The 22,722-nt window shown below is 38.5% G+C and carries 22 protein-coding genes and 1 other annotated feature; of the genes, 10 read left to right on the top strand and 12 right to left on the bottom strand.

Features of this window, described 5'->3' with window-relative positions; genetic code table 11:
* Positions 1-7 precede the first annotated feature (7 nt).
* The 4 genes from dusB to gpr all read right to left on the bottom strand — a co-directional run bounded on the left by dusB (position 8) and on the right by gpr (position 3,644).
* The gene (gene dusB, locus AAAY30_RS08345) at positions 8-991 is read right to left on the bottom strand and encodes a tRNA dihydrouridine synthase DusB (protein WP_302197082.1); all 984 of its coding nucleotides are present in this window, start codon (positions 989-991) and stop codon (positions 8-10) included.
* A 10-nt stretch (positions 992-1,001) separates the two neighbouring features.
* The gene (locus AAAY30_RS08340) at positions 1,002-1,538 is read right to left on the bottom strand and encodes a hypothetical protein (protein WP_302197083.1); all 537 of its coding nucleotides are present in this window, start codon (positions 1,536-1,538) and stop codon (positions 1,002-1,004) included.
* 77 nt (positions 1,539-1,615) lie between these two features.
* Positions 1,616-2,713 (bottom strand): stage II sporulation protein P, encoded by a 1,098-nt coding sequence (gene spoIIP, locus AAAY30_RS08335; RefSeq protein ID WP_195410139.1) that lies wholly within the window; start codon positions 2,711-2,713, stop codon positions 1,616-1,618.
* A 55-nt stretch (positions 2,714-2,768) separates the two neighbouring features.
* Positions 2,769-3,644 (bottom strand): GPR endopeptidase, encoded by an 876-nt coding sequence (gpr, locus tag AAAY30_RS08330; protein WP_022234531.1) that lies wholly within the window; start codon positions 3,642-3,644, stop codon positions 2,769-2,771.
* A gap of 130 nt (positions 3,645-3,774) precedes the next feature.
* Here gpr and AAAY30_RS08325 point away from each other — a divergent pair, with 130 nt between their 5' ends.
* Positions 3,775-5,394 carry a lectin like domain-containing protein gene (locus AAAY30_RS08325; RefSeq protein WP_499215644.1) on the top strand — a complete coding sequence of 540 codons (1,620 nt, stop codon included), beginning with the start codon at positions 3,775-3,777 and terminating at the stop codon, positions 5,392-5,394.
* Positions 5,395-5,518: 124 nt separating this feature from the next.
* Here AAAY30_RS08325 and AAAY30_RS08320 read toward each other — a convergent pair whose 3' ends face one another.
* The 8 genes from AAAY30_RS08320 to alaS form a co-directional block, all read right to left on the bottom strand.
* Positions 5,519-7,351 (bottom strand): carbohydrate-binding domain-containing protein, encoded by a 1,833-nt coding sequence (locus AAAY30_RS08320; protein WP_499215643.1) that lies wholly within the window; start codon positions 7,349-7,351, stop codon positions 5,519-5,521.
* Complete coding sequence (locus AAAY30_RS08315) at positions 7,341-8,033, bottom strand: DUF4956 domain-containing protein (RefSeq protein WP_499215642.1); 693 nt, start codon at positions 8,031-8,033, stop codon at positions 7,341-7,343. Before AAAY30_RS08315 ends, AAAY30_RS08320 begins: the two co-directional genes overlap by 11 nt.
* A complete protein-coding gene (locus AAAY30_RS08310) occupies positions 8,026-8,742 on the bottom strand; it encodes a polyphosphate polymerase domain-containing protein (protein ID WP_294665740.1) in 717 nt (238 codons plus the stop codon). The genes AAAY30_RS08315 and AAAY30_RS08310 overlap by 8 nt, the downstream gene beginning before the upstream one ends.
* A gap of 237 nt (positions 8,743-8,979) precedes the next feature.
* Positions 8,980-10,194 carry a nucleotidyltransferase family protein gene (locus AAAY30_RS08305; RefSeq protein WP_337781889.1) on the bottom strand — a complete coding sequence of 405 codons (1,215 nt, stop codon included), beginning with the start codon at positions 10,192-10,194 and terminating at the stop codon, positions 8,980-8,982.
* 10 nt (positions 10,195-10,204) lie between these two features.
* Positions 10,205-10,675 (bottom strand): S24/S26 family peptidase, encoded by a 471-nt coding sequence (locus AAAY30_RS08300; protein ID WP_294656334.1) that lies wholly within the window; start codon positions 10,673-10,675, stop codon positions 10,205-10,207.
* Positions 10,668-10,931 carry a PqqD family protein gene (locus AAAY30_RS08295; RefSeq protein WP_022234538.1) on the bottom strand — a complete coding sequence of 88 codons (264 nt, stop codon included), beginning with the start codon at positions 10,929-10,931 and terminating at the stop codon, positions 10,668-10,670. The genes AAAY30_RS08300 and AAAY30_RS08295 overlap by 8 nt, the downstream gene beginning before the upstream one ends.
* A 180-nt stretch (positions 10,932-11,111) precedes the next feature.
* On the bottom strand, positions 11,112-12,239 hold the full coding sequence (locus AAAY30_RS08290; protein ID WP_499215641.1) for an LPXTG cell wall anchor domain-containing protein: 1,128 nt from the start codon (positions 12,237-12,239) through the stop codon (positions 11,112-11,114).
* Between the two features lie 217 nt (positions 12,240-12,456).
* Positions 12,457-15,090 carry an alanine--tRNA ligase gene (alaS, locus tag AAAY30_RS08285; protein WP_022234540.1) on the bottom strand — a complete coding sequence of 878 codons (2,634 nt, stop codon included), beginning with the start codon at positions 15,088-15,090 and terminating at the stop codon, positions 12,457-12,459.
* Between the two features lie 48 nt (positions 15,091-15,138).
* Positions 15,139-15,354, bottom strand: a binding site (T-box leader).
* A gap of 229 nt (positions 15,355-15,583) precedes the next feature.
* On the opposite strand from alaS, the gene thyX reads away from it, so the two are divergent.
* From thyX to AAAY30_RS08240, 9 genes are all read left to right on the top strand, one after another.
* Positions 15,584-16,339, top strand: coding sequence for an FAD-dependent thymidylate synthase (thyX, locus tag AAAY30_RS08280; protein WP_370740420.1), 756 nt, complete (start codon positions 15,584-15,586; stop codon positions 16,337-16,339).
* A gap of 45 nt (positions 16,340-16,384) precedes the next feature.
* Positions 16,385-17,056, top strand: coding sequence for a dTMP kinase (locus AAAY30_RS08275; RefSeq protein ID WP_295049470.1), 672 nt, complete (start codon positions 16,385-16,387; stop codon positions 17,054-17,056).
* Positions 17,050-17,946 carry a DUF2156 domain-containing protein gene (locus AAAY30_RS08270; RefSeq protein ID WP_302333758.1) on the top strand — a complete coding sequence of 299 codons (897 nt, stop codon included), beginning with the start codon at positions 17,050-17,052 and terminating at the stop codon, positions 17,944-17,946. Before AAAY30_RS08275 ends, AAAY30_RS08270 begins: the two co-directional genes overlap by 7 nt.
* Positions 17,933-18,715 (top strand): GNAT family N-acetyltransferase, encoded by a 783-nt coding sequence (locus AAAY30_RS08265; protein ID WP_499215640.1) that lies wholly within the window; start codon positions 17,933-17,935, stop codon positions 18,713-18,715. The genes AAAY30_RS08270 and AAAY30_RS08265 overlap by 14 nt, the downstream gene beginning before the upstream one ends.
* Before the next feature lie 19 nt (positions 18,716-18,734).
* Entirely contained in the window at positions 18,735-19,274 is a 540-nt protein-coding gene (locus tag AAAY30_RS08260) for a DJ-1 family glyoxalase III (protein ID WP_207735287.1), read from the top strand.
* Positions 19,265-19,873, top strand: coding sequence for a 5-formyltetrahydrofolate cyclo-ligase (locus AAAY30_RS08255; RefSeq protein WP_186934528.1), 609 nt, complete (start codon positions 19,265-19,267; stop codon positions 19,871-19,873). The genes AAAY30_RS08260 and AAAY30_RS08255 overlap by 10 nt, the downstream gene beginning before the upstream one ends.
* Positions 19,874-21,205 carry an endolytic transglycosylase MltG gene (mltG, locus tag AAAY30_RS08250; RefSeq protein ID WP_499215639.1) on the top strand — a complete coding sequence of 444 codons (1,332 nt, stop codon included), beginning with the start codon at positions 19,874-19,876 and terminating at the stop codon, positions 21,203-21,205. It abuts the gene before it with no gap.
* Positions 21,206-21,220: 15 nt separating this feature from the next.
* On the top strand, positions 21,221-22,441 hold the full coding sequence (locus AAAY30_RS08245; RefSeq protein WP_186934526.1) for a peptidase U32 family protein: 1,221 nt from the start codon (positions 21,221-21,223) through the stop codon (positions 22,439-22,441).
* 77 nt (positions 22,442-22,518) lie between these two features.
* The coding region (locus AAAY30_RS08240) for a transposase (protein WP_499215638.1) at positions 22,519-22,722 on the top strand (204 nt) is incomplete at its 3' end.

The raw sequence follows: 22,722 nt of genomic DNA, 5'->3' as shown, positions 1-22,722 counted from the left end.
TATAAGTTTAAGCATCATAAACAGATGATAAAGCCTTATTTTTCAGTGCGTACAAATCATTAAGAGTACACACTTTTCCTGATTGATTTCTGAGTTCTGCCGCACCGCGCATTCCCTTAAAATAACCTGCTATAAGTTTTCTTGCCTGCAGCATAGCCATATGCTCACCTTTGTATTCAACCATTTTTTCAATATGTCGGCACATTACATTGAGTTTTTCTTCAAGAGTCGGTGCTTTTATAATACAGTCGGGATTCTCAAGATAAGCATTTATTTCCGAAAAAATCCACGGATTTCCCAAAGAGGCCCGTCCAACCATAACAAGCTGACAGCCTGTGTAATCCATAACTTCCTTTGCTATTTTTGCAGAGGTTATGTCGCCGTTTGCAATTACGGGGATTGACACCGCATTATTAACCTCTTTTATAATATCATAATCGACAGGAGGTTTATAATACTGTTCTCTTGTTCTTCCATGAATTGTAATTGCCGCTGCACCTGCCTGTTCACAGATTTTTGCAACTTCAACCGCATTTACGGCAGAATTGTTCCAGCCTTTACGAATTTTGACCGTAACAGGTACATCAACGGCATTTGTAACTGCCTTTACAATTTCACCGCAAAGCAGTGGATTTTTCATCAAAGCACTGCCGCTGCCGTTTGAACTGATTTTAGGTGCGGGACAACCCATATTTATATCAATAATATCGGGCTTGTTTTCCATAGAATGAACAGCCGCATCAGCCATACATTTAGGGTCATCTCCGAAAATCTGAATACCGCAGGGGCGTTCATAGTCGGAAATTTCCATAAGCTCCTCACTTTTCTTACTGTTGAAAGAAAGTGCCTTTGAACTGACCATTTCACTTACGCAATAGGCGGCGCCAAATTCCACGCAAAGCTCACGGTACGCCCTGTCTGTAATGCCTGCCATAGGAGCAAGTACGGCACGGGACTTAAATTCTACATTTCCAATTTTAATTTTTTCCATACTGCTCTCCTTATGAAGAATAAATATCTCTCTGCTCTCTTCTGCGTTCAAGCGCATAAGATATTTTTGTACTGAGCAATACGAAAATCAAAACAATTATACCTACAATTACGCAAACCCAATATACAACACCTGCGGCATCATTGGTTTCGTAACGCTTTGTACTTACTTTTGAAGTTGAAAGCTGTGTAGGCGACACCGTTTCATTGACTACATTATTATTAAAATCATATTCTGTTGTTTCTTCGTAATACGGCTCTGTAGGTTCTTCTGTATATACAGGTTCCGTATATTCTTCTGTAACTTCTTCGGTATAATATTCAGTCGGTTGCTCTGTATATTCAGGTTCGGTTTCGGGATAGGTTTCGGGTTCGGTATACGGCTCTGTATATTCAGGGTCTGTATATATCTCTGTTTCAACTATATCTCCGTCATCAATTCCGTCACCGTCAATGTCTACAGCATAGGCACTGATTGCAACAACAAACATAAATAATACCGCAAACAGCACACAGACAGCAGATTTTGAAATTCTGTATTTTTTCATTACATTACTCCTTGCGGATACATATATTAAAATTATACCAAAAGTCGCAATATATTGCAAGCTATTTTTACATTTAATTATAACCCGTGTTTAAGCACCTCATAAAGCACATTTCCGAGCAATTCTCCGCTGTATTCCGCCTCTTCTATTGTATTTGCGTCTGTTCCTATTTCTATAAGCAAAGAGCCGTCGCAAATATACTCGTTGTACGCAAAATATCCGAAATTCAGCGGTCTTGTCATACCCGGATACATTTCTTCCGCTTTATTTTGAATTTTAAGCGCAAAATTAAGATTATTCTCCCAGCTTAAAAAATTCATCTCGCCGTCGGTATCGCAACCCGAAAGAATCATTATCTGTGCTCCCTGCTTACCGTCATATGTAAAAACAGGTTTTACCTTTTGAGTTTCAGTACCGATTGCGTCACGGTGAATATCAATTATTACCTTAATATCCGTGTTGGTTTCCATAATACTTTCAACGGTCTGCGCACTTCTGTCATAAGAACCGCTGTATGTTGAGTCGTGCACCGTGGTATCGTGCATAGTTTTTATTCCTCGCTTATTAAGCACATCGGTAATAGCATCTCCCACAGCCGTTACATTATAATCATTATTCTGCGTGCGTGAATAATAGCTTTCGTAAAAATAATCAACATCTTCGTCCATATAGCTTTCACTTGTGTGCGTATGATAAATAAGCACCTGCGCCGTTCCGTTTGAATCGACATGAAAAGGCAGTTCACTGTTTAAAGCGGAATCAAAATCGTAATCAAGTCCCGTATTGTTTTTCACATAAGCGGTACCGCATTTTACACCGTTCGCACCAATCTGTTCGGCAAGAATATCATAAACCGCCTCTCCGTCATGGTTTCCGAAAGAATCATAATATCCGCTTTTGTCTTTTTCTCCGTTTAGATTTCTTGTAATCGTAACAGGTTTCGTAATCGGCTGTGTTTCCTTCTGTTTCTTTTGTGTGGTATCGGTATTGGCAAGGGTTGTAGTTTCAGCATCGGCCAATTTATATGTACCGTCGGACAGAGTAAGCGCCGCAACCGCAAGCGCCGCAGGTTTGTCGCTTGCAAAGCACTCCGGCATTCTCCGACAAACGCAGAAAACGGCAGTCGATACAAGGATAATCGACGCCGTTATTTTTAATGCTCCTAACTTTTTCACAAAATCACCGCCTTATAAAAATATATGCCGATGATTTTAATGTATGACCGAATTTCTACATAAGCGAAACAAGCTCGGAAATATTAAATTCATTTTGAAGTGCGCCGTTAAGCGCAAATGAAATCAGTCTTGAGGCTCTCTCGGTAAGCAAATCTATTTCCCTCGGTATTACTACCATCTGCCTGCCCTGCGGTGTGATTTTCTGCCTTGCCCTGTGCGGGTCATTGACGCTTAAAAGATCCGATGCAAATGTGGCTGCATCTACAACTGTGGGCACTCCTATTGCTATCACGGGTACTCCTATAGTTTCTTTGTTAATCTTTGTACGGTGATTTCCAACGCCCGCCCCGGGTGAAATTCCTGTATCGCTTATTTGCAAAGTACAGCCGAGTCTTTCAAGTCTGCGTGATGCAAGTGCATCTATTACAACAACTGCATTCGGTTTTATTCTTTTTACAATACTCAATATATATTCGCCCGTTTCAATGCCCGTCTGCCCTGTTACTCCCGTTGCCATAACCGCAACCGGTCTTAAGCGGTCAAGACCGGTACTTCTTGCAATCTCACCCGAAATATGCCTTGTCGCAAGCACTCTGGAGCTTGTTTTCGGGCCAAGAGAATCGGGAGTAATCTCCGGGTTTCCGAGCCCCACCACAAGCACAAGTCCGTTGACAGGCAAAAGCCTGCGGATTTCTTTTCCTATTGTTATAAGCCTTTCATCGGTTTCCGTAAAATTATCGGTAAGTGACGGAAGTTCTACTGTTATATAAGTACCCTCTTCTTTTCCGAGCTGCTGCCTGGCTTTTCTTGTTTTTACTTCAAGTCTTGAAATATCGAGTCCGTTTTCACTGTACTGAACAAAATCCACACCTCCGACATCTTCTCCCGCTATTTCACGAGCTTCTACCGCAAGGTCAGTTCTAAGTTCCATAAAGTCGCCCCTTTTATCTGTAAATATTGCTATTATCTTGTGTATAAACAGCGTTTATATTCTTTACAAGAAAGAAAATTTTTGATATAATAAAATTTGATATATATAAACAAAAAGGTGTGAATGTAAAATGATAAAATCACCTGTTATTAAGGCGATAACGGCAACAGTATCTGCACTTATGATATTTTCTGCTGTAAGCGTATCGGCTAATGCCGCAAGCATTGATAACAATTCAAAAATATTAAGTAAATTTCAAATTAAAACTTCAGACAATACAAAAAATGATATTCCGTCTGCATACAGTTCAGTGGAGCTTGGCATTGTAAATTCTCCGAAAAACCAAAAATACAACGATTGCTGGATATATTCCTCGCTCTCGGTGCTTGAAACAAAACTTTTAAAAAAAGATTTTACGGCTAATAATTTTTCTGCCGAGCATATGAACCTTTGGGCAACAACAAAAAGCAACGGTAAAGGCTGGCAGCGCAATGTCACTTCCGACGGCTATGCATTTACCGCACTCGGATATTTAAGTTCCTGGCAAGGCGGAATCGAACAAAGCGACTACGACACTCTTGCAGAAAAATATACTCCCGACAAAGACCTTTCCGCTTTTGTAAATTACGGGGCGACCGCTATAAAATACCTCGACGATTGTACACAAGAAGAAATTAAGCAAGAGATTATGGATAACGGTTCAATCTATGCGGCATATTCTCACAGTCCTTATTACGAAAATAATGACAGAACAGCGTATTTCTGTCCGCAAGGTTCTCCAAAATTCACAGGTCATGCAATAGCTATTGTCGGATGGGATGATAATTATTCAAAGGAAAATTTCAAAGCAATAAACGGTGTTTTACCCGAAAATGACGGAGCATGGCTTGTAAAAAACAGTTGGGGCGATTACAACACTTTAAACGGTTACTTTTGGCTTTCATACGAAGATTCTTATTTGTTTAGCAGTACCTTTAAATACAATTTTGCTGTTGAAGATGTCACGGAAATCACCGATGATGTTAAACTTATGCAAAATGAAATTTACGGTGCAACATATGAATTTAACTACATAAATGATGACAGCGTCACATATCTTAATCTTTTTAATTTTTCCGAGGGTTACAACAAACTTGATTCGGTAATGTTTGAAACCACCGCAAAAAATTCCGACTATGAAATCTACTATGTACCTGCCGAAAATAAAATTCCTGTGTCAGATGAAACCAAATGGACTAAATTAAACAGCGGAAAAGTTCCGTACAGCGGATATTTAAATATTGATACAAACGATTTTGACTTACCTGTAACTTACGGTGCAATCGCCGTTAAAATTAAAAAAAATAATGAAAGCGAAAAAACTACTATAGGCGTCGGTGAATGGCTTAACAAATCAAACGGCCAGTTTGCATTTATAAACGAAAGCCAAAAAGGCGAAAGTTTTATTTATCAAAACGGAACTATGACAGACCTTCTCGATTGGTACAAAACGGAGCGTGACGATAATCTTGGCGGCACATTCGTTATAAAAGCTGTTACAAATAAAACCGAACTTGCAGTCACACTGCTCGGCGACATTGACTTAAACAACAAAATTGATATTAAAGATGCAACCGATTTGCAGATAGCTATTTCAGGCGGTTCAAAACTTTCGGCCGTTCAAAATTTAAATGCCGATACTGACGAAAACGGCGAAATTAATGTAAACGATGTTACACAGTTACAATTTATGATTGCAAATAATAACTGAATACAGATGCAAACAGAATTTTTGGACAACTGCCTCTTTACCTGCAAATCGACAAATCACAAACATTCAACTTTAGACTAAAAGGAAAACACAACTGCTCATCGGAACAGTTGTGTTTTCCATTTTATCTCATTTGAGGACCGCCCCGCATATCTCCGCCCGGGCCGCCCATTTCGTTTCCGTTCATATCGCCGTTGCCCATATTTCTGCCGCCCATACTTCCGGGGCCACCCATACCGCCTGAACCGTATATGATAGAAGTCATTTCAACTTCTGTTGTACTGTCGCCTGTCGTTACAGTATATGTCTGACCTGTTGTAATACCCGGGCAACTGATAACCACACAAGCGTATGTCTTGGTAGGTGTGAACGATACAAGAACATCGCCGTCACTGTTTTTGACTGTGATTTCACCGCTCGAATTTGTATTTACAAGCATTGAACCTTGAGTTGAATTTTCTCCAAAGTTCTGTGCCATTTGAGATGAACCTGTGGCAATGAATATGCCACCTGTTATGGTTGCTTCTCCGTCATAATCAACCGCTCCGTTATCTCCGCTTGTCGAGCCAAAGACATAGGTTTCCCCGCCTGTAACGGTAAGCGAACCGTTTGAATCAACTCCGTCACCGTCAGCGTCAATTGTTATTTTGCCGCCCGATATTGTAATGGAAGCATCTGATGAACCGAAATTGTCACGGTCAAATCCGCCACCGAATCCGCTTTCGTCTTTTCCGCCCGCGGCATTAAATCCGTCATTGCTCGATTTCAGATTAATTGTACCGCCTGAAATTTCAACTTCCGTTCCCTCTATTCCCTCATAGCTTTCGGTAATATTAATTGTTCCTCCGCTGATGCTTGTTTTGCTGTCGGCGTGGATACCGTCATCACCTGTTGAAATTGTAAAAGTACCTCCTGATACGGTTACATTTGAATTTGAATGTAAACCGTCATCTTCGCAAGTAAGATTAAAAGTACCTCCGCTGATTGTAATATCTCCTCCTGCTTTTATTCCTTTTACACTTGCAGAATCTGTTGAACTTGAAGATGATGAACCTCTGTTTGAAGTAATATTAAATGTGCCGTTTTCAATTTGAGCCGTTGTACCGGCATCAATGCCGTCACCTTTGCAATTAACGGTAAATTTACCGTCTGCTATATACACAAAGCCTTTTGAAGTATCGTCTGTATTTTCTGCGTGCAAACCGTCTTTACCCGAAGTTAAAGTATAAGTACCGCTTGCAATTCTGATACTGTTTTTACCGCTTAATGCATGGCTTGCGGCTGTAATATTGTATTCTCCGCTTGTAAGTTTTAAATCATCTTTAGAAACAATGCCGTGACCTTTTTCGGAAGTTACAGTCAATTTTCCCTCTCCGTTAAAGGTAATATCATCTTTTGCAAATACCGCCGCATCTACATTGTTGTCATCTGTCTGAACATAGTCACCTGTTGACGCAAGTGTATTTTCTGTGTCTTTTGCAGTTGTTACAAATACCTTATCTGCCTGTTTTACATATAAAGCGGCACTTGATTTACAGGTTAGAGAGGCGTTTTTAAGTACAATCTGCACTTTTGTTTTATTGTCGGCATCTACAATAATCTGACCGTCGGATGTTGTACCCGTAACTATATATGTGCCCTCACTTTTAATAGTAACCTTACTTCCGCTGACAGAAACGCTGTCAGAGCTTGCGGTTGCACCTGATGATGAAAAAGCAACCATTACCGCCGAACTTTCATCATAGCCTACCTCTTTGTCACGGTCGGTGAACATATCGCTGTCAAGAGATTTATCCGAAGCGATTGAAGCAGTAGAAACACTGTCTTTTGTAACAGTTGAAGAATTTGTCGAGGATGTTTTTTCATCTGTATTTGCACAGCCTGTTACACTTACGGATATAATAAGTGCAGCAAGCAATGCTGCAAATTTCCCTTTGCTTTTTAAATTAAAGCTCATTATTAGTTATCTCCTGTCTTGCCATACTGATTTCAAGATTGCCGTTTCTGCATCTCAAATCATCAATAAAATCTTTTTTATCGTTCGGGTTTTTGAGAGTAACATTATATGTAAGTTTGAACAAACTGCCCATATTAGCGGTTCTTACCGATACCGTTTCATATTTTACGGTATATTTTTCAAAAAGGTCGTCAAAAGCACCTGTATAATTTAAATCCTCGGGGATTGTGATTTTTAATATTCTGTCCTGCTCAAGTCTTTTGTCTGCACCGATATTTACTTTATTGAGGATAAACATTGCAATTCCTAAAATTAATGAGAACAGCACTGCGTATCCGAGATAACCCATTCCGCAAATCAAACCTGCACCCATTGCAAGGAAGATTGTGCCGATTTCTTTAGCGGTGCCGGGCACGGAACGAAATCTTACAAGGCTGAAAGCACCTGCCACAGCAACGCCTGCACCGACATTACCGTTTACCATCATAATTACCACACAAACTACGGCAGGTAAAAGTGCAAGAGTAACAACAAAGCTCTTTGTGTATTTGGTTTTGTATGAATAGACCGCCGCAAGAAAAATGCCGATTACAAGAGCAACTGCTATGCAAAGCAGAAATTGCGGCACTGCGATTGTTTGGGTTGTTGAACTGAAAATTCCTGAAAATAATGTATTAAGCATATTTTTTACCTCCGTTTGCTCTTTCGCTCATAATTGCAACATAAGCATTGCCGTATTTTGAAAAAGATGTTTTATAAATTTTGTTTTCGCTTAAAATGTTTGTCATCCACAGCGGAATTGCCGTGCCTGTCTTTATTTCCATAAGAGAATAATCGTTTCTTAATATCGGTGTTCCGTAAATACCTTTACAAAGTGATAAATCATAGTTACGCCAAAGAATATTATCATCAAAGGTTACTCTGAAATCATAATCATTTTTTGAATAAAAGGCCTCTCGGTTGTAGGAAATTACAACCTGCGGTGCAATGCCTTTGTAATGTTCAAGAAAATAATTGACTTCTCTTAAAATCTGACTGTCGGCAATATGTTCACCGTTGCAAAGATAACGCATACTCTCGTTCTCACTCATTTCGGTTCTGCGTTTATAGACAACACGCTTATATTTCTTTTTGATTTCTATAAAAGTTGTGCTGTCGTGTTTTGCAACTCCGTAACTTCTCAATCTTAACTTTTCCTTATAAACGGGATGTTCAAGCGAGCGTCTTATCAGTAAAAAATCAGGTGTGTCAAAATATATGTTGCAAATTGTGCTTTTGCCGTATTTGTCGGCATACATATATTTTTGCATTTCCCGCATAATCATTTTCTTTTGTTCGTCAGTCACAAGGTACTTTATTTCATAGCGTTTAAATACGCTTTGGTAACTCACATTTAACTCCCCTTTTGTTTTGATGAGTATATTGTACCGTTGTAACTTTAAATGAAATTTAAATTTTACTTAAAATTTACCTAAAATTTAAAAAATAAATAAAAAGAGAGGAATAGTTAGGACGGACTAACTATTCCTCTTTAAATCAGCGAACACCAAGTGCCGTTAGTGTTCGCTAACTTATTTGATATTATATCAATAAATACATTATTTGTCAATTAAAACATAAATAAAATTTTATTTAACATCAAAACCCACTTCTGTTTGAATATAATTAAAATAACTTACATCATCATCGGTATAAGAAGTTCTGTTGTTAAAACCTTTTTTTATATCAATATTTCTGTCAATAAAAATTCTTCTGCACCACATACATGCCCATGAATACGGCAATAAAATCGGCATTTTCTCCACAAACGGATATTTATTTGCCATATATGATTTATTGGGAAAAAGCGATGAAATAAAATTAGCAAATCTTGATTTTTTTCTGCCTGTTTTAGTATTAACTCTTTGTCTTTCCATTTCGGACATAACCGCAACATCTACTCTGCCGAGAGTCATACTTAATAAAATATATTCTTCAACATCGTCAAAATCTTTAACTTCACTGTCTTTTGAAAACCATTTCAGTGAAATATCACGCAGTTTTTTCTCAAACAAGGTTATTCCTAATTTTTCAAACTGTTCACTCAAATATTTTTGATTAAGTTGATCCGAATATTTTTTATAAAACACATATTCGTCGGCAATCATTCTTATGCCGATTCCGCCTTGGGAAAAATGTTTTGCACTGTGAAGCAACATATAAATATAATAATCCTCAAGCGTCATTTCTTTTGAATAGGAATACCCGTCACGCACCTTAGCTTTTTCAAGTTGATTTTCCAATAAAGAATAATTTTTATTATTCTTTTTTAAAAGCGAACGGTGCATTTCAATATACATAAACGGCGCTTTTACAAAATGATATTGTTGATCGTCATTTTGTAAAAATTTGTACCCGTTTTGTTTAAATATATTTTTTATTCTGTCAATATCGTTTATATCAAACAAAATATCATAATCTGAAATTGAGCGTTCAAATGAGTTGGGATAGTCTTCCTTAAGAAAATAGCCTTTCATAGGGAGATTATATATTTTCCCTTCATCAAAACATTTAAGCAAACTTTCAATTTCATATTTCATCATCGTATCAATATAAATCCAATGATTAAGATTATTTTTTACATAAGATAACAATTTATCTGAAACCGAATATTTTTTTGACAGCATTAAGACAGCCTCATCAAAAATTGCGTCCATTCGGGTATCATTAGAAATCTGCCGTATGTGGTCAAGATTACAATTTTCATACGGCAGCTGCGGTTCTGTTCCGTTTAAAACACTTGATACAAGCATCAAATAATATGCATATTCTTTTTTTTGAGCGTCATTAAGATGTTTTATCATTATACAAAAACTACCTTTTCTTTTTTATCTTTATCGACTTATTCATTCTGTGCGCTGAATAAAGCATACGCATTGGCGCTTTGATATACTCCCACGCTGACTTATAAAATCTGTATGAAAGCGAATTATCGGTATAGTGTTTTCCTTTTCGATAAAATGCGGTAACCACACCTATAATATTTTCGTCAGTAATTCCCCGTTCTTTATGAAACTGATTATCACCGCAAAAAATATATTTGCCGTCCTTATCAAAACCGATAACTCTGTGCAAAACAAAATCGCCGTTACTCCTTCGGTATAAAGCAACATCAAGATATTTTAGCCTGCCCTCCGGCTTTTTCAGGACAACCACATCTTCGCCGTTTCTTAGCATAGGATACATACTTGTTCCGTGCGGAGTAAATGTAACCGTGCCTCCGCTGTTAAGTTTTTCTTTAATAATTTGTATTACATCTTCAAGCTGAATTTCTTTATTATTCAAAGACATTTGCATCCTTTAACTTATTAATAAATATATCTATATCCGCACTTGCTTTTTCTTTTGTTACATCATACTCACTAATCATTTTAGCAATAAGTTCGTCTTTCTCAATTCCTTTTTGCAACTGTTCAAATAAGAAAGCACCCGTTTCATTAAGATTTATAACACCGTTAAAATCAAGTGTAAGACTGTTTACCGGTACCACTACATATGAATCGGCTACTTTTCTTAAAACAAAATCATCTTTAATTTTCATACTCATTTCTCCTCATATATGAATATAATATTTTTTATATTTTTTAATTGTTTTGATAATAATATTGTAATACATAAAGCATAAAAAAGCAAGTAATGAGGGAGTTTTGAGCATACAAAAAGCTCCGCAGAAAACTCTGCGGAGCTAAGTGATTAAGTATTAATTATCTGTTAAGATAAATTAGTTCTCTCTTCTTCTAACGAGGAAGAATACACCTGCAGCTGCAACCATTACGCCGGCAAATACGAAGAAGATTGTTGTCTCCTGACCTGACTGTACTGAGTTAGAGCCTGATGATGAACCATTTGATGAACCATTAGATGAAGAGCCGTTTGATGATGAACCGCTGTTTGAAGAACCACCGTTTGATGAACCGCTTGTATCATCAGCATCGTTCTTAGCCTCTGCATTATTAATCTCATCTGGGTTAACCTTTTCGCCACCCTTTGTTGGGTCTGTGCAGTTACCAAGGATACCCTCAATTGTTGCCTTCTTCTTGTTAGCAACATCCTGAGTCATTGTTTCTTCCTTAACAAAACCCTCAAGTTTGAAATTTACATTAGACATTACAGCGAGTGGGCTGACCTTGAGTTGGTTGATAAGATCCTGTGTCTTATCTGTCTTACTTGTATCAGCAGTACCGTCGTCAGAAACATAATCGAGAAGGTAGTCAGCTAAAAGTGTTACATCTGTTGTACCGTCTGCAAGAGCTGTACCGACTACTTTTGATGTTGAAGTAATAACCTTCTGCGGACCACATTCCGGATGGTTCTTCCATGCAGCCTCAGTATCAGTCTTTTGGCTGTCCTTAGGGTTCTCGATCTTGTTACCTGTTACATACACAGTATCGCCAATGCAGTTACCGTTCATGATTGTGTTGTAAATCTGAGCACCTGTATCAGCACTGAAGATTACGCAATATAAGTTCTTGCTGCCGGCATTCTGAATTTCTTCAGCGTTGCCTGTCTTTGTTATATCATAAGAATAAAGATCGTCGCTTTCCTTTTTGCACACTTCTTTCTTTGTCTGCCAGCTTGGCCATTTACCTGTACCGTCAGCTCTCCAGACGTGGCAATAGATCTTGCTAAAGTTTTTCCAACCTGCACTCTTTACATCAAAGTAAATCTTTGTGCCGGCACCTACCTGTGACTCGTCACCTGCTGCTACTGCTGAAGAATCGTCAGCTGCTACTGCAGACTCGTCATTTGCTGCTACTGCGTCCTCTGCTTCAGCTGCACTTGCTGCAAATGCGCCTACTGAAAGCACTAATGTTGAAGCAAGAGCAAGACTCATTACTTTTTTGAACATTTTAAATCTCCTCCATTGTTCATTAACTTTTAGGAATACACTATTCCATTGGAATTATTATACATCAAACATTACAAAACTTCAATACTTTAATTTCTTTTTATCGTTGTTTTAATATACAATCTTGCCAGACTGTTTTTAGTAGTTCTAAACAATAATAGCAATAAATTGCAATCTTTCAGACAACAAAAATCAAATTATGTGGATTTCGCAACATTTATGCCTTAATCATACCATATACAGTTTCTTTAACGATAGCAAGTGCTTCATCAATCTTTTCAGGATTTTTTGCACCTGCCATAGCCATATCCGGCTTACCGCCGCCGTTGCCGCCCGCTGCCTGTGCAACAGCCTTAACGAGTTTGCCTGCATTTACGCCGAGTGCCTTAGCATCTTTACCGCAAGATGCGGCAAATGTAACCTTGCCGTCATTTTCACAAGCAAGTACAACGATTGAGAGAGGAGCAACATCTTTTGTTCTCTCGCACATTGCACGAAGTGCGTCAGCGTTTGCATTGTCAATTTTTTTAGCAATAATTCTTACGCCGTTTTCAATTTCAGAATTAATAAAGAGGTTGTCAACCTGCATAGCAGCAAGCTTTGTGTTAAGCTCTGCAATTTCTTTCTGCTGATCATGAAGTAAGGTTGCAATCTTCTGTGCGCCCTCTGTGAGTGCTTTTGTATTTGAAATCTTAAGTGTTTCGCAAACGTTGAGTACAGTTTCACGGACATCGTTCATATACTTAAGAACTCCGATACCTGTAATAGCCTCAATTCTTCTTACACCTGATGCAACAGAACCCTCCTGACGGATTCTGAACAAGCCGAGGCTTGATGTATTTGTAGCATGTGTACCGCCGCAGAACTCAACTGAGAACTTACCGATGCTTACAACTCGTACAACATCGCCGTACTTCTCGCCAAACAATGCCATAGCGCCGAGTTTCTTTGCCTCTTCGATTGGCATTTCCTTTGTAACAACAGGGATAGATGCAAGAATCTTCTTGTTTACAAGGTCTTCGACTTTCTTAAGTTCTTCATCTGTGAGAGCCTCAAAGTGAGTAAAGTCAAAACGAACCGAATGGTCTGTTACAAGCTGACCTGCCTGATGAACATGATTGCCGAGAACTTCACGAAGTGCGGCCTGTAAAAGGTGAGCCGCTGTGTGGTTACGCATAATATTTGCTCTTCTGTCAAAGTCAACGATTGCACGAAGTTCTGTGCCGACCTCAAGTGTACCGCTCTTAATTGTACAAGAATGGAGATAAACACCCGAAGCATCCTTAGTTGTATCGTCAACATCAACCTCAAGAGTACCCGATTCCATTACACCTGTGTCGCCTACCTGTCCGCCACTCTCTGCATAGAACGGAGTTTTGTCGAGAACAACAAGAGCTGTTTCGTTTTCGCCGACGCTGTCAACTCTGATACCGTCTTTAATGATGGCAAGAACCTTGCTGCCTGTATTAAGGTCAGTATAACCGCAAAATTCTGTTTTAGCAATATCAGAAAGGTCTGTTGAATCCGAAATCCAAGCGTCTGTGTCTTCTTTCTTTCTTGCATCTCTTGAACGCTGTTTCTGCTCTTTCAAAAGCTCGTGGAAACGGTCAACATCAACATCAATACCCTGCTCGGAGAGAATTTCTCTTGTAAGGTCGATTGGAAAACCGTAAGTATCGTTGAGCTTAAATGCGTCCTCACCGCTGAGAACCTTAATATCCTGGTCGTCAACAATGCCCTGCAAAAGTTTAAAGCCCTGGTCGATTGTTTTCTGGAAACTCTCTTCCTCGACTCTGATAATCTTTGTAATAAAGTCCTGCTTTTCTCTTAATTCAGGATATGCCGATTCATTTTCTTTTATTACAGTTTCGCATACCTTATACAAGAATGCGTCTTTGTATCCTAAGAGTCTGCCGTGACGGGCTGCTCTTCTGAGCAAACGGCGGAGAACATAACCCTTACCCTCATTTGACGGAAGAACACCGTCGCCAATCATAAATGTTGTGCTGCGGATATGGTCGGTGATAACTCGGAGTGAAATATCCTTTTTATCGTCTTCACCGTAATTTACACCTGTAATTTCAGAAATCTTCTTCATAATATTCTGAACAGTATCAACCAAGAAAAGGTTATCAACACCCTGCATTACACAAGCAAGTCTTTCAAGACCCATACCTGTATCAATGTTAGGATGAGCAAGCGGAGTGTAGTTGCCGTTGCCGTCATTTTCAAACTGAGAGAATACAATGTTCCATACCTCAACGAAACGGTCACACTCGCAGCCGACATGACAGTCAGGCTTACCGCAGCCCTTTTCATCACCACGGTCAAAGTAAATCTCCGAACAAGGACCGCAAGGACCTGAACCGTGCTCCCAGAAGTTGTCTTCTTTGCCGAGTCTTACCATATGAGATGGCTCAACACCGATTTCTTCGGTCCAAATCTTGTAAGCCTCGTCATCGTTTTCATAAATAGAAACATAGAGCTTGTCAACAGGCATTTCGAGAACCTTTGTAAAGAACTCCCATGCCCAAGCTGTAGCCTCGTGCTTGAAATAGTCACCGAAAGAGAAGTTACCGAGCATTTCAAAATATGTGCCGTGACGGGCAGTAATGCCTACCCTCTCAATATCTGGAGTACGGATACACTTCTGACAGGTTGTTACACGCTTTCTCGGCGGTGTAACCTCACCTGTAAAATACTTTTTCATAGGAGCCATACCGCTGTTAATAAGCAGAAGGCTGTTGTCGTCCTTCGGAACAAGTGAAAAGCTCGGAAGTCTTAAATGACCCTTACTCTCAAAAAATGAAAGAAACTTTTCACGAAGTTCGTTAAGTCCTGTCCATTCCATTAAAAATCTCTCCTTAAAAAATTTGCAAAATAAAATCCTGCCCCATAAAAATGGGACAGGAGAATAATTCCTGCGGTACCACCCAAATTGGTGCTTAAACACCCTCTTTGAGTAATCTTACGATTACAATCCTTAACGCAGATATACGCTGTGCTTAGTCACACAGAGCTCAGGGGCAGCGTGCTGTAAACATTCATAAAGTCTTGCACCGACCGACTTCTCTCTGAAAGAACGAGATACAGCTAATCCCGTCAACGCCAATTACATATACTTTTTATTCAGTAGCATTATAAAACTAATTATTCACAATGTCAAGTGAATATAGGAAATTTTCTGATATTTTTCTTTTTTCGTACCGCAACAATCGCATTAATTTTGTTGCATATTGCGACACAAAATGATATAATATATTTATATATGTTTTTATATCACTTTGGAGGAGATTATTTTGAGTGCAAAAGTCACTTTACTTACTTATACGCCAAATCCCGAAATGACGGTTGCAATGGCTGCAAAACTCTGCTACTCACCGTCCGAAATATCAAATATAAGAGATGGTCTTACTGAGGAAAAGACCGCTGATTTTATAGATATGCTTGCAAACATCGGGCACGGCAGTCCGTTTGAACACGCTTCTTTTACCTTTGGCATTGAGGGCATTTCAAGAGCCTGCTCACATCAGCTTGTAAGACACAGAATCGCATCTTACAGTCAGCAGTCGCAGCGTTATGTTGACGGCACAAAGTTTGATTTTGTAACACCGCCTGAAATTGCAAAAAACGAAAAGGCGCTTGCCGCTTACAACAAAGTAATAGAAATGCAGTCAAAGGCTTACAGCGAAGTTCGTGACGCACTTGTTGCAGGATATATCAGAGAGGCAACAGGAAACTGTGACGATACCGATGAAGAAGTCATAGAAAACTACAGAAACGAAAACAAAGCAAAATTCAATGCTTTTGTAAAAAAAGCAAATGAAGACGCAAGATTTATTCTTCCTAACGCATCAACCACAAAAATTGTCTGCACTTTTAATGCAAGAAGTCTTGAGAATTTCTTTGCACACCGCTGCTGTAACCGTGCACAGTGGGAAATCAGAGATGTTGCCGAGCAAATGCTTAAACAATGTCTTGAAGTTGCTCCGCATTTATTCAAAAACTGCGGTCCTGCGTGTTTGTTCGGTGCTTGTCCCGAGGGCAAAATGAGCTGCGGCAAAATGAAAGAAGTACGCAAAAAATACGGCAGAGAGTAATATTTTAATTATATTTTAGAATAATAGAAATGGATAGGAACAAAAATGAGTGCAAAATTCATTGTAATAGAGGGTCTTGACGGAAGCGGAAAGGCTACCCAAACAAAAATCCTCTTTGATAAAATTTCAGCAATGGGAAAAAGCATTAAAAGACTTGAATTTCCCGATTACGCAAACGAAAGCTCGGCACTTGTAAAAATGTATCTCGGCGGAGAATTCGGCAGTAATCCGAATGATGTAAACGCTTATGCCGCTTCGTCCTTTTATGCGGTAGACAGAGTGGCAAGTTTTCTTAAATTTTGGAAAAAAGATTACGAAAACAGTGATGTGATTTTAAGCGACAGATACGCTACATCCAATATAATTTATCAGATGTCTAAACTTGACAAATCGGAGTGGGACAACTTTATTGAATGGCAAGAGGATTTTGAATACAATAAACTTTCTGTTCCTAAGCCCGATAAAGTTATTTATCTTGATGTTAAACCCGAAGTATCGCAAAAACTTATGAGCAAGCGTTACGAGGGTGACGAAGGCAAAAAAGATTTACACGAAAAGAATTTCGCATTTTTGCTTGAATGCAGAAAATCTGCTTTATATGCCGCTGAAAAATGCGGTTGGACAATTATTGACTGTTGTGAAAACGGTGAAATCAAGCCGATAGAATCAATAGCAGAGGAAATAGAAAAGGCGGCTGAAATTAATACTTTATGCTAAACTTTAAGCTGATAGAAAAATCCGATATAAATAAATTTCAGAAATACTACGACAATCCGGAGGGAATATCACTTACTACCAATATTTTGAGCGCATACCTCTGGAGAAATGAATATAATATAAAATTTGCTTTGTATAACAACTGTTTAATAAAAGCATATTTTAATGACGATGACAGCGTGTGGGGATATTGCCTGCCGCACGGCGAAGATATAAAACCCGCTGTCGAAGAAATCATAAAGGACGCTCACGAGCGTGGGCAAAAACCTTTTATCGTAATGCTGACAGACGCACAGAGGGTTAAACTTGAAACCCTTTTCCCGTCAGAATTTAACTATGAATTTTCACCCGAAAATCAGGAATATGTCTATTTGTCAGAAGATTTAATAAATCTTTCGGGCAGAAAATTCCACGCAAAGCGCAACCATATTTCAAAGTTTAAGAACGGTTATCCCGATTACAGATTTGAAGAAATAACAAATTCAAATAAAGAGGATGCTTATAAAGTAATGCTTGATTGGTGTGCCGAAAATGAAATTGATATTGAGCACTACGAAGAAAAAAATGCAATCAGAGAGGCTCTTGACAATATAGAAGAATTTAAAATGCATGGCGGAATTGTTTATGTAAAAGACAAAGCTGTTGCCATGACTCTCGGATGCGAAATCTCCCCTATTGCATTTGATATATGTTTTGAAAAAGCTTTGCGTGAATACGACGGCATTTATGCAGTAATTAACAATGAATTTGCCAAAACGCTGTCTTCTTATAAATATATAAACCGTGAAGAAGATATGGGGATAGAGGGACTTAAAAAGTCCAAACTCTCATATAATCCCATAATTCTGATCGCGAGGTATAACGCAACATTAAAAAATGATGGAAATTAATTTTTGCAAACCCGACAGTTCCGATATTAAATCACTTAAAAAGCTTTGGCTTTCATCTTTTGATGAAGAACCGAAAGCTGTTGATTTATTTTTTGACAAATGTTTTAACGCAAAACAAACTTATATTGCAAAGTACGGCGAAAAAATCATTTCCGCACTTTATCTTATAAGTGCAAGTTTTAACGGTCAAAAAGCTCATTATCTTTGCGGTGCGTCAACCCATAAAGATTTTCGCAAGCAAGGCATTATGAACAAATTAATTAAATACGCTCTTGAAGATTCGGCAAAAAACGGAGATAAGTACTCCTTTCTTTTCCCTGCAAACGATAATCTTTATAACTATTATCAAAATTTCGGTTATCGTGAAAACTGCATTGCTTATATTTCCGATTTTTCAAGAAATGATTTACTTTCTTTGCAGGAATTAAATTTCAGCGAAAATAATATTCTCAAGCAGGGTAATGACTTTAAGAATTTTGCTGTCGAATATTATTCAACATATAATATAAAAAATGTTAAAAGCAAAAATTATTTTGCATTGTTTGAAGAAAATGAAAATACGGCAGAAGTATTTTACTTTGAATTTGAAAAAAACAATTTAAAAAATATGATAAATGATATTCTGCAAAATACCGATGCCGAATATTTCAGATTTACACATAACAAAATATTTGAAAACGCACAAAAAATCCGATACGGAATGGTAAAATCGCTTGACAGCAAAATCACCGTGCCAAAGGATATTTATATAGGAATAACATTAAATTAAGTATAGAAAGGGTATTGCTATGTTTTATTTATTTTTAGCAGACGGATTTGAAGAAACCGAGGCTCTTGCACCGCTTGATATGATGCGCAGAGCAAAAATTGAAGTTAAAACAGTAGGAGTTACAGGCGAATTTGTAACAGGCTCACACGGTGTTACCGTTAAAGCCGATTTAAAACCCGAAGAAATATCATTTAATAACATTGACGGCGTGGTTCTTCCGGGCGGTATGCCGGGAACCATTAATCTCGGTAAATCGGAAACTGTGACTAAAGCGGCTGTTTACTGTGCAGAAAACGGCAAAATTACCGCTGCTATCTGCGCCGCTCCGTCGGTTTTAGGTAACCTCGGAATACTTAAAGGTAAAAAAGCAACCTGTTTCCCCGGATTTGAAAAAGAACTTGAGGGAGCAACATACACCGCTGCTCCTGTTGAAATTGACGGCAATGTAATTACAGGCAAAGGCGCAGGCTGTGCAATTCTCTTCGGCAAAGCTATTGTAGAAAAAGCAGTGTCTGCCGAAGCTGCAAACAAAGTCTGCGGTGATATGCAATGCCCATAATAAATATAAAAGAGCAAAAAAATTCACTAAGAGCAAAGCATAAGAAAATCAGAACAGCCTGTCCAAAAGAAATCAGAGCCGCTCTTGACAAAACATTGTTTGAAAAATTTGTTGATTTGAAAGAATATAAAGAGTGCAGTATTCTGTTTGCGTTTGTATCTATGCCGATAGAAATTAACACCTACCCTATTCTTGAAAAGGCGATTGCAGACGAAAAAATACTTGCTCTGCCAAAATGCAGACAAAGCGAGCCTGTTATGGATTTTTATAAAGTAACATCACTAAGTCAGCTTATAGAGGGCAAATATTCCATTATGGAGCCTGATACAGAAGTCTGCGGCAAAATTACCGATTATTCAAACGGTCTTTGTCTTGTACCAGGATTAAGTTTTGACTTATACGGCTATCGGCTCGGTTTTGGAAAAGGCTATTATGACAGATTTTTAGAACAGTTTGGCGGTACAACGGCAGGGCTTTGCTACTCAAGATGCATTGAGCAAAAACTACCGCACGGAATATATGACAAGGCTGTTGACATAATAATAACTGAAAAATTCACAAACGATACACGAAATGTGTTTGAAAAAGGAATGGTGTAAGTGAACGAAGAAAATAATATTCAGAACCTTGAAGAAAAGCATCGCCAAAAAGCAAAAAGCTTTACTTTAAATATTCAGGACGACATCTATGACGAATCCGCAAAAACAGAAAGCAACGAACCCGAAGAACTTAACTCTTACAGCGGCGAAGATGTTAAGGAACAGATGGCAAAAAATTCTAAGCAGGCTTTAAAAAAGAAAAAGAAAATAGACAAAAAACTTTCAAAAGCCAAAAATAAGCGTAACCGCAGAGTTTTCAGAGTTATCTGGTTGGTTTCCGTTATAATTGTCGGTGCTATGGCAGGTATGTTCTTTGTGGCAGGCATTGACGATATGCTCGCTATCAACCGTACCGAAGAAAAAAATGTAAGAATAGAAATTCCTGCAAATCCGAATCTTGACACAGTTGCAACCGTTCTTGAAAAGAATAATATCATTGATGATAAAAACTATTTCAAACTGTTTGCAAAATTTACAAAAGCGGATGACGATTTTACACAGGGTACATATGACATCAAAACAAATTTGGACTACGAGGCAATTATCAACTTCTTGCTTAGCAGTGTAAACCGTACAGATACAGTTGAAGTAACAATTCCGGAAGGCAGAAATGTCCTTGAGATTGCTAAGTTACTTAAAGAAAAAGGTGCTCTCGCCGATGAAGACAAGTTCCTTGAGCTTTGTAATTCAAACCATTTTGACGATGAATATTCATTCTTAAAGGATATTACAAATGTAGATGACCGTTACTACAAACTTGAGGGTTACCTGTATCCTGATACTTATACATTCTATGAAAACGAAGATGCAGAGAATGTTATTTATCGTTTCCTTAATAACTACGAATCAAAACTTACCGAAAAACAAGATGTTCCGGGTTATGATAAGGTAACAACCATTGAAGATATGCTTAAGAAGAACAGAAGCGACTATACTCTTGACCAGGTTATGATAGTTGCGTCAATCATTCAGTCAGAGGCTGCCGATACAGACGATATGTATTACATTTCTTCTATTATCTACAACCGTCTTAATGCCGATGAAGATATGGGTGTTAAGTATCTCGGTCTTGACTCAACTAAATTCTACCCGTACAGAACACAAGCTGATATTCCTGAAGACGCAAGAGATACTTTTGAAAGTTCATATGACACATATTCTAAAGAAGGCTTACCGGCAGGTGAAATCTGTAACCCGGGTATGAATGCAATTATCGCTGCGCTCAATCCTAAGGATACAAATTACTACTTCTTCTGTCACGATAAAGACGGTAACGCTTATTATGCTTCAACAATTTATGAGCATAACGAAAATCTTGCAAATATTGAATAATTAGGAGATTATAATATGATTACAAGACCGGAAGTGCTTGCACCTGCAGGCGATATGGAATGTCTTAACTCTGCGCTTTCATTTGGCGCAGACGCAGTATTCCTCGCAGGCAAAATGTTTGGTATGCGCTCTGCATCAAAGAATTTTGACAATACACAGTTAAAACAGGCTTGCGAACTTGCCCACGCAAAGGGTGCAAAATTATATGTAACCTGCAACACTTTACCACGAAATAATGAACTTGACTTTTTACCCGACTATTTAAGCTATGCTCAAGAATGTGGTGTTGACGCATTTATTATTGCGGATTTAGGTGTTTTTGAGGCCGCTAAAAAATACGCTCCAAAGGTTGCAAGACATATTTCAACACAGGCAGGCGTAACAAACTATGCAACCGCAAATGTACTTTATAATATGGGTGCATCAAGAGTTGTGCTTGCAAGAGAGATTCCGCTTGATGAAATCGCACAGATGCGAGCAAAAATTCCGAAAGACCTTGAAATCGAGTGCTTTGTACACGGCGCAATGTGTGTGTCGTTCTCAGGCAGATGTCTTATTTCAAGTTATATGACAGGCAGAGATGCAAACCACGGCGACTGCGCACAGCCTTGCCGTTGGAAATATCACCTTTTTGAAGAAAACAGAGAGGGTCAGTACTTCCCTGTCGAGGAACATTCGGACGGCACATACCTTTACAATTCCAGAGATCTTTGTATGATTGAGCATATTCCCGAGCTTGTAAAAGCAGGAGTTTCCAGTCTTAAAATTGAGGGCAGAGCAAAATCAGCTTATTACACCGCTGTTACAACAAATGCCTATCGCCATGCTGTTGACGGATTTATGACTAACGGTGAAAATTATGTGCTTGAACCTTGGATTAAAGAGGAACTTGACAAGATAAGCCACCGTGAATACAATACAGGCTTTTACTTTGGCAAAGAACCGGGACAGGTTACGGGAAACGGTGGTTACATCAGACATTATGATGTGGTTGCTGTTTGCGAAAAGTCGATTGACGACACCACAACAGAAATTACACAGAGAAACAAATTTCTTGTGGGCGATACACTCGATGTACTGCCGCCAAGCGGTATTCCGTTTAATGTAAAGTGTGTTTCACTTACTGACGAATACGGAAATTCCGTTGATGCCGCACCGCATCCAATGCAAAAGCTCACAATGAAGAGTGATGTAAAAATTCCTGACGGTTCAGTTATAAGAAAAAAGAAAATTTGATATAAAAACTCCCCTGTTTTGTGACCCGACCCCCAAAAGTTAGACCTAAAAATCTAACTTTGGAGGTCGGTATTTTTATGTCAAAATACAGTTATGAATTCAAGAAGAAGGTAGTAATGGACTACATAAATGGAAAAGGAGGATATAAAAGTTTATGTAAAGAAAATGGGATACCGAGTCAAACAATATTACGAGATTGGATCTCAGCATACAAAGAATTTGGAAACAAAGGATTAATGCGATCAAGAGAAAAGAAAAATTACTCTTTTGAATTTAAGATG

The sequence above is a fragment of the Ruminococcoides bili genome (assembly GCF_040093295.1).
In the GTDB taxonomy this organism is placed as follows: Bacteria; Bacillota; Clostridia; order Oscillospirales; family Acutalibacteraceae; genus Ruminococcoides; species Ruminococcoides intestinale_A.
This window is presented reverse-complemented; position numbering and strand designations above follow the sequence as displayed.

What these genes read in the sequence shown, in the direction of transcription:
- dusB (WP_302197082.1), bottom strand. Translation starts at nt 991, where the DNA reads ATGGAAAAAATTAAAATTGGAAATGTAGAATTTAAGTCCCGTGCCGTA.
- AAAY30_RS08340 (WP_302197083.1), bottom strand. Translation starts at nt 1,538, where the DNA reads ATGAAAAAATACAGAATTTCAAAATCTGCTGTCTGTGTGCTGTTTGCG.
- gpr (WP_022234531.1), bottom strand. Translation starts at nt 3,644, where the DNA reads ATGGAACTTAGAACTGACCTTGCGGTAGAAGCTCGTGAAATAGCGGGA.
- AAAY30_RS08325 (WP_499215644.1), top strand. Translation starts at nt 3,775, where the DNA reads ATGATAAAATCACCTGTTATTAAGGCGATAACGGCAACAGTATCTGCA.
- AAAY30_RS08320 (WP_499215643.1), bottom strand. Translation starts at nt 7,351, where the DNA reads ATGAGCTTTAATTTAAAAAGCAAAGGGAAATTTGCAGCATTGCTTGCT.
- AAAY30_RS08315 (WP_499215642.1), bottom strand. Translation starts at nt 8,033, where the DNA reads ATGCTTAATACATTATTTTCAGGAATTTTCAGTTCAACAACCCAAACA.
- AAAY30_RS08305 (WP_337781889.1), bottom strand. Translation starts at nt 10,194, where the DNA reads ATGATAAAACATCTTAATGACGCTCAAAAAAAAGAATATGCATATTAT.
- AAAY30_RS08295 (WP_022234538.1), bottom strand. Translation starts at nt 10,931, where the DNA reads ATGAAAATTAAAGATGATTTTGTTTTAAGAAAAGTAGCCGATTCATAT.
- AAAY30_RS08290 (WP_499215641.1), bottom strand. Translation starts at nt 12,239, where the DNA reads ATGTTCAAAAAAGTAATGAGTCTTGCTCTTGCTTCAACATTAGTGCTT.
- alaS (WP_022234540.1), bottom strand. Translation starts at nt 15,090, where the DNA reads ATGGAATGGACAGGACTTAACGAACTTCGTGAAAAGTTTCTTTCATTT.
- thyX (WP_370740420.1), top strand. Translation starts at nt 15,584, where the DNA reads ATGACGGTTGCAATGGCTGCAAAACTCTGCTACTCACCGTCCGAAATA.
- AAAY30_RS08275 (WP_295049470.1), top strand. Translation starts at nt 16,385, where the DNA reads ATGAGTGCAAAATTCATTGTAATAGAGGGTCTTGACGGAAGCGGAAAG.
- AAAY30_RS08270 (WP_302333758.1), top strand. Translation starts at nt 17,050, where the DNA reads ATGCTAAACTTTAAGCTGATAGAAAAATCCGATATAAATAAATTTCAG.
- AAAY30_RS08265 (WP_499215640.1), top strand. Translation starts at nt 17,933, where the DNA reads ATGATGGAAATTAATTTTTGCAAACCCGACAGTTCCGATATTAAATCA.
- AAAY30_RS08260 (WP_207735287.1), top strand. Translation starts at nt 18,735, where the DNA reads ATGTTTTATTTATTTTTAGCAGACGGATTTGAAGAAACCGAGGCTCTT.
- AAAY30_RS08255 (WP_186934528.1), top strand. Translation starts at nt 19,265, where the DNA reads ATGCCCATAATAAATATAAAAGAGCAAAAAAATTCACTAAGAGCAAAG.
- AAAY30_RS08245 (WP_186934526.1), top strand. Translation starts at nt 21,221, where the DNA reads ATGATTACAAGACCGGAAGTGCTTGCACCTGCAGGCGATATGGAATGT.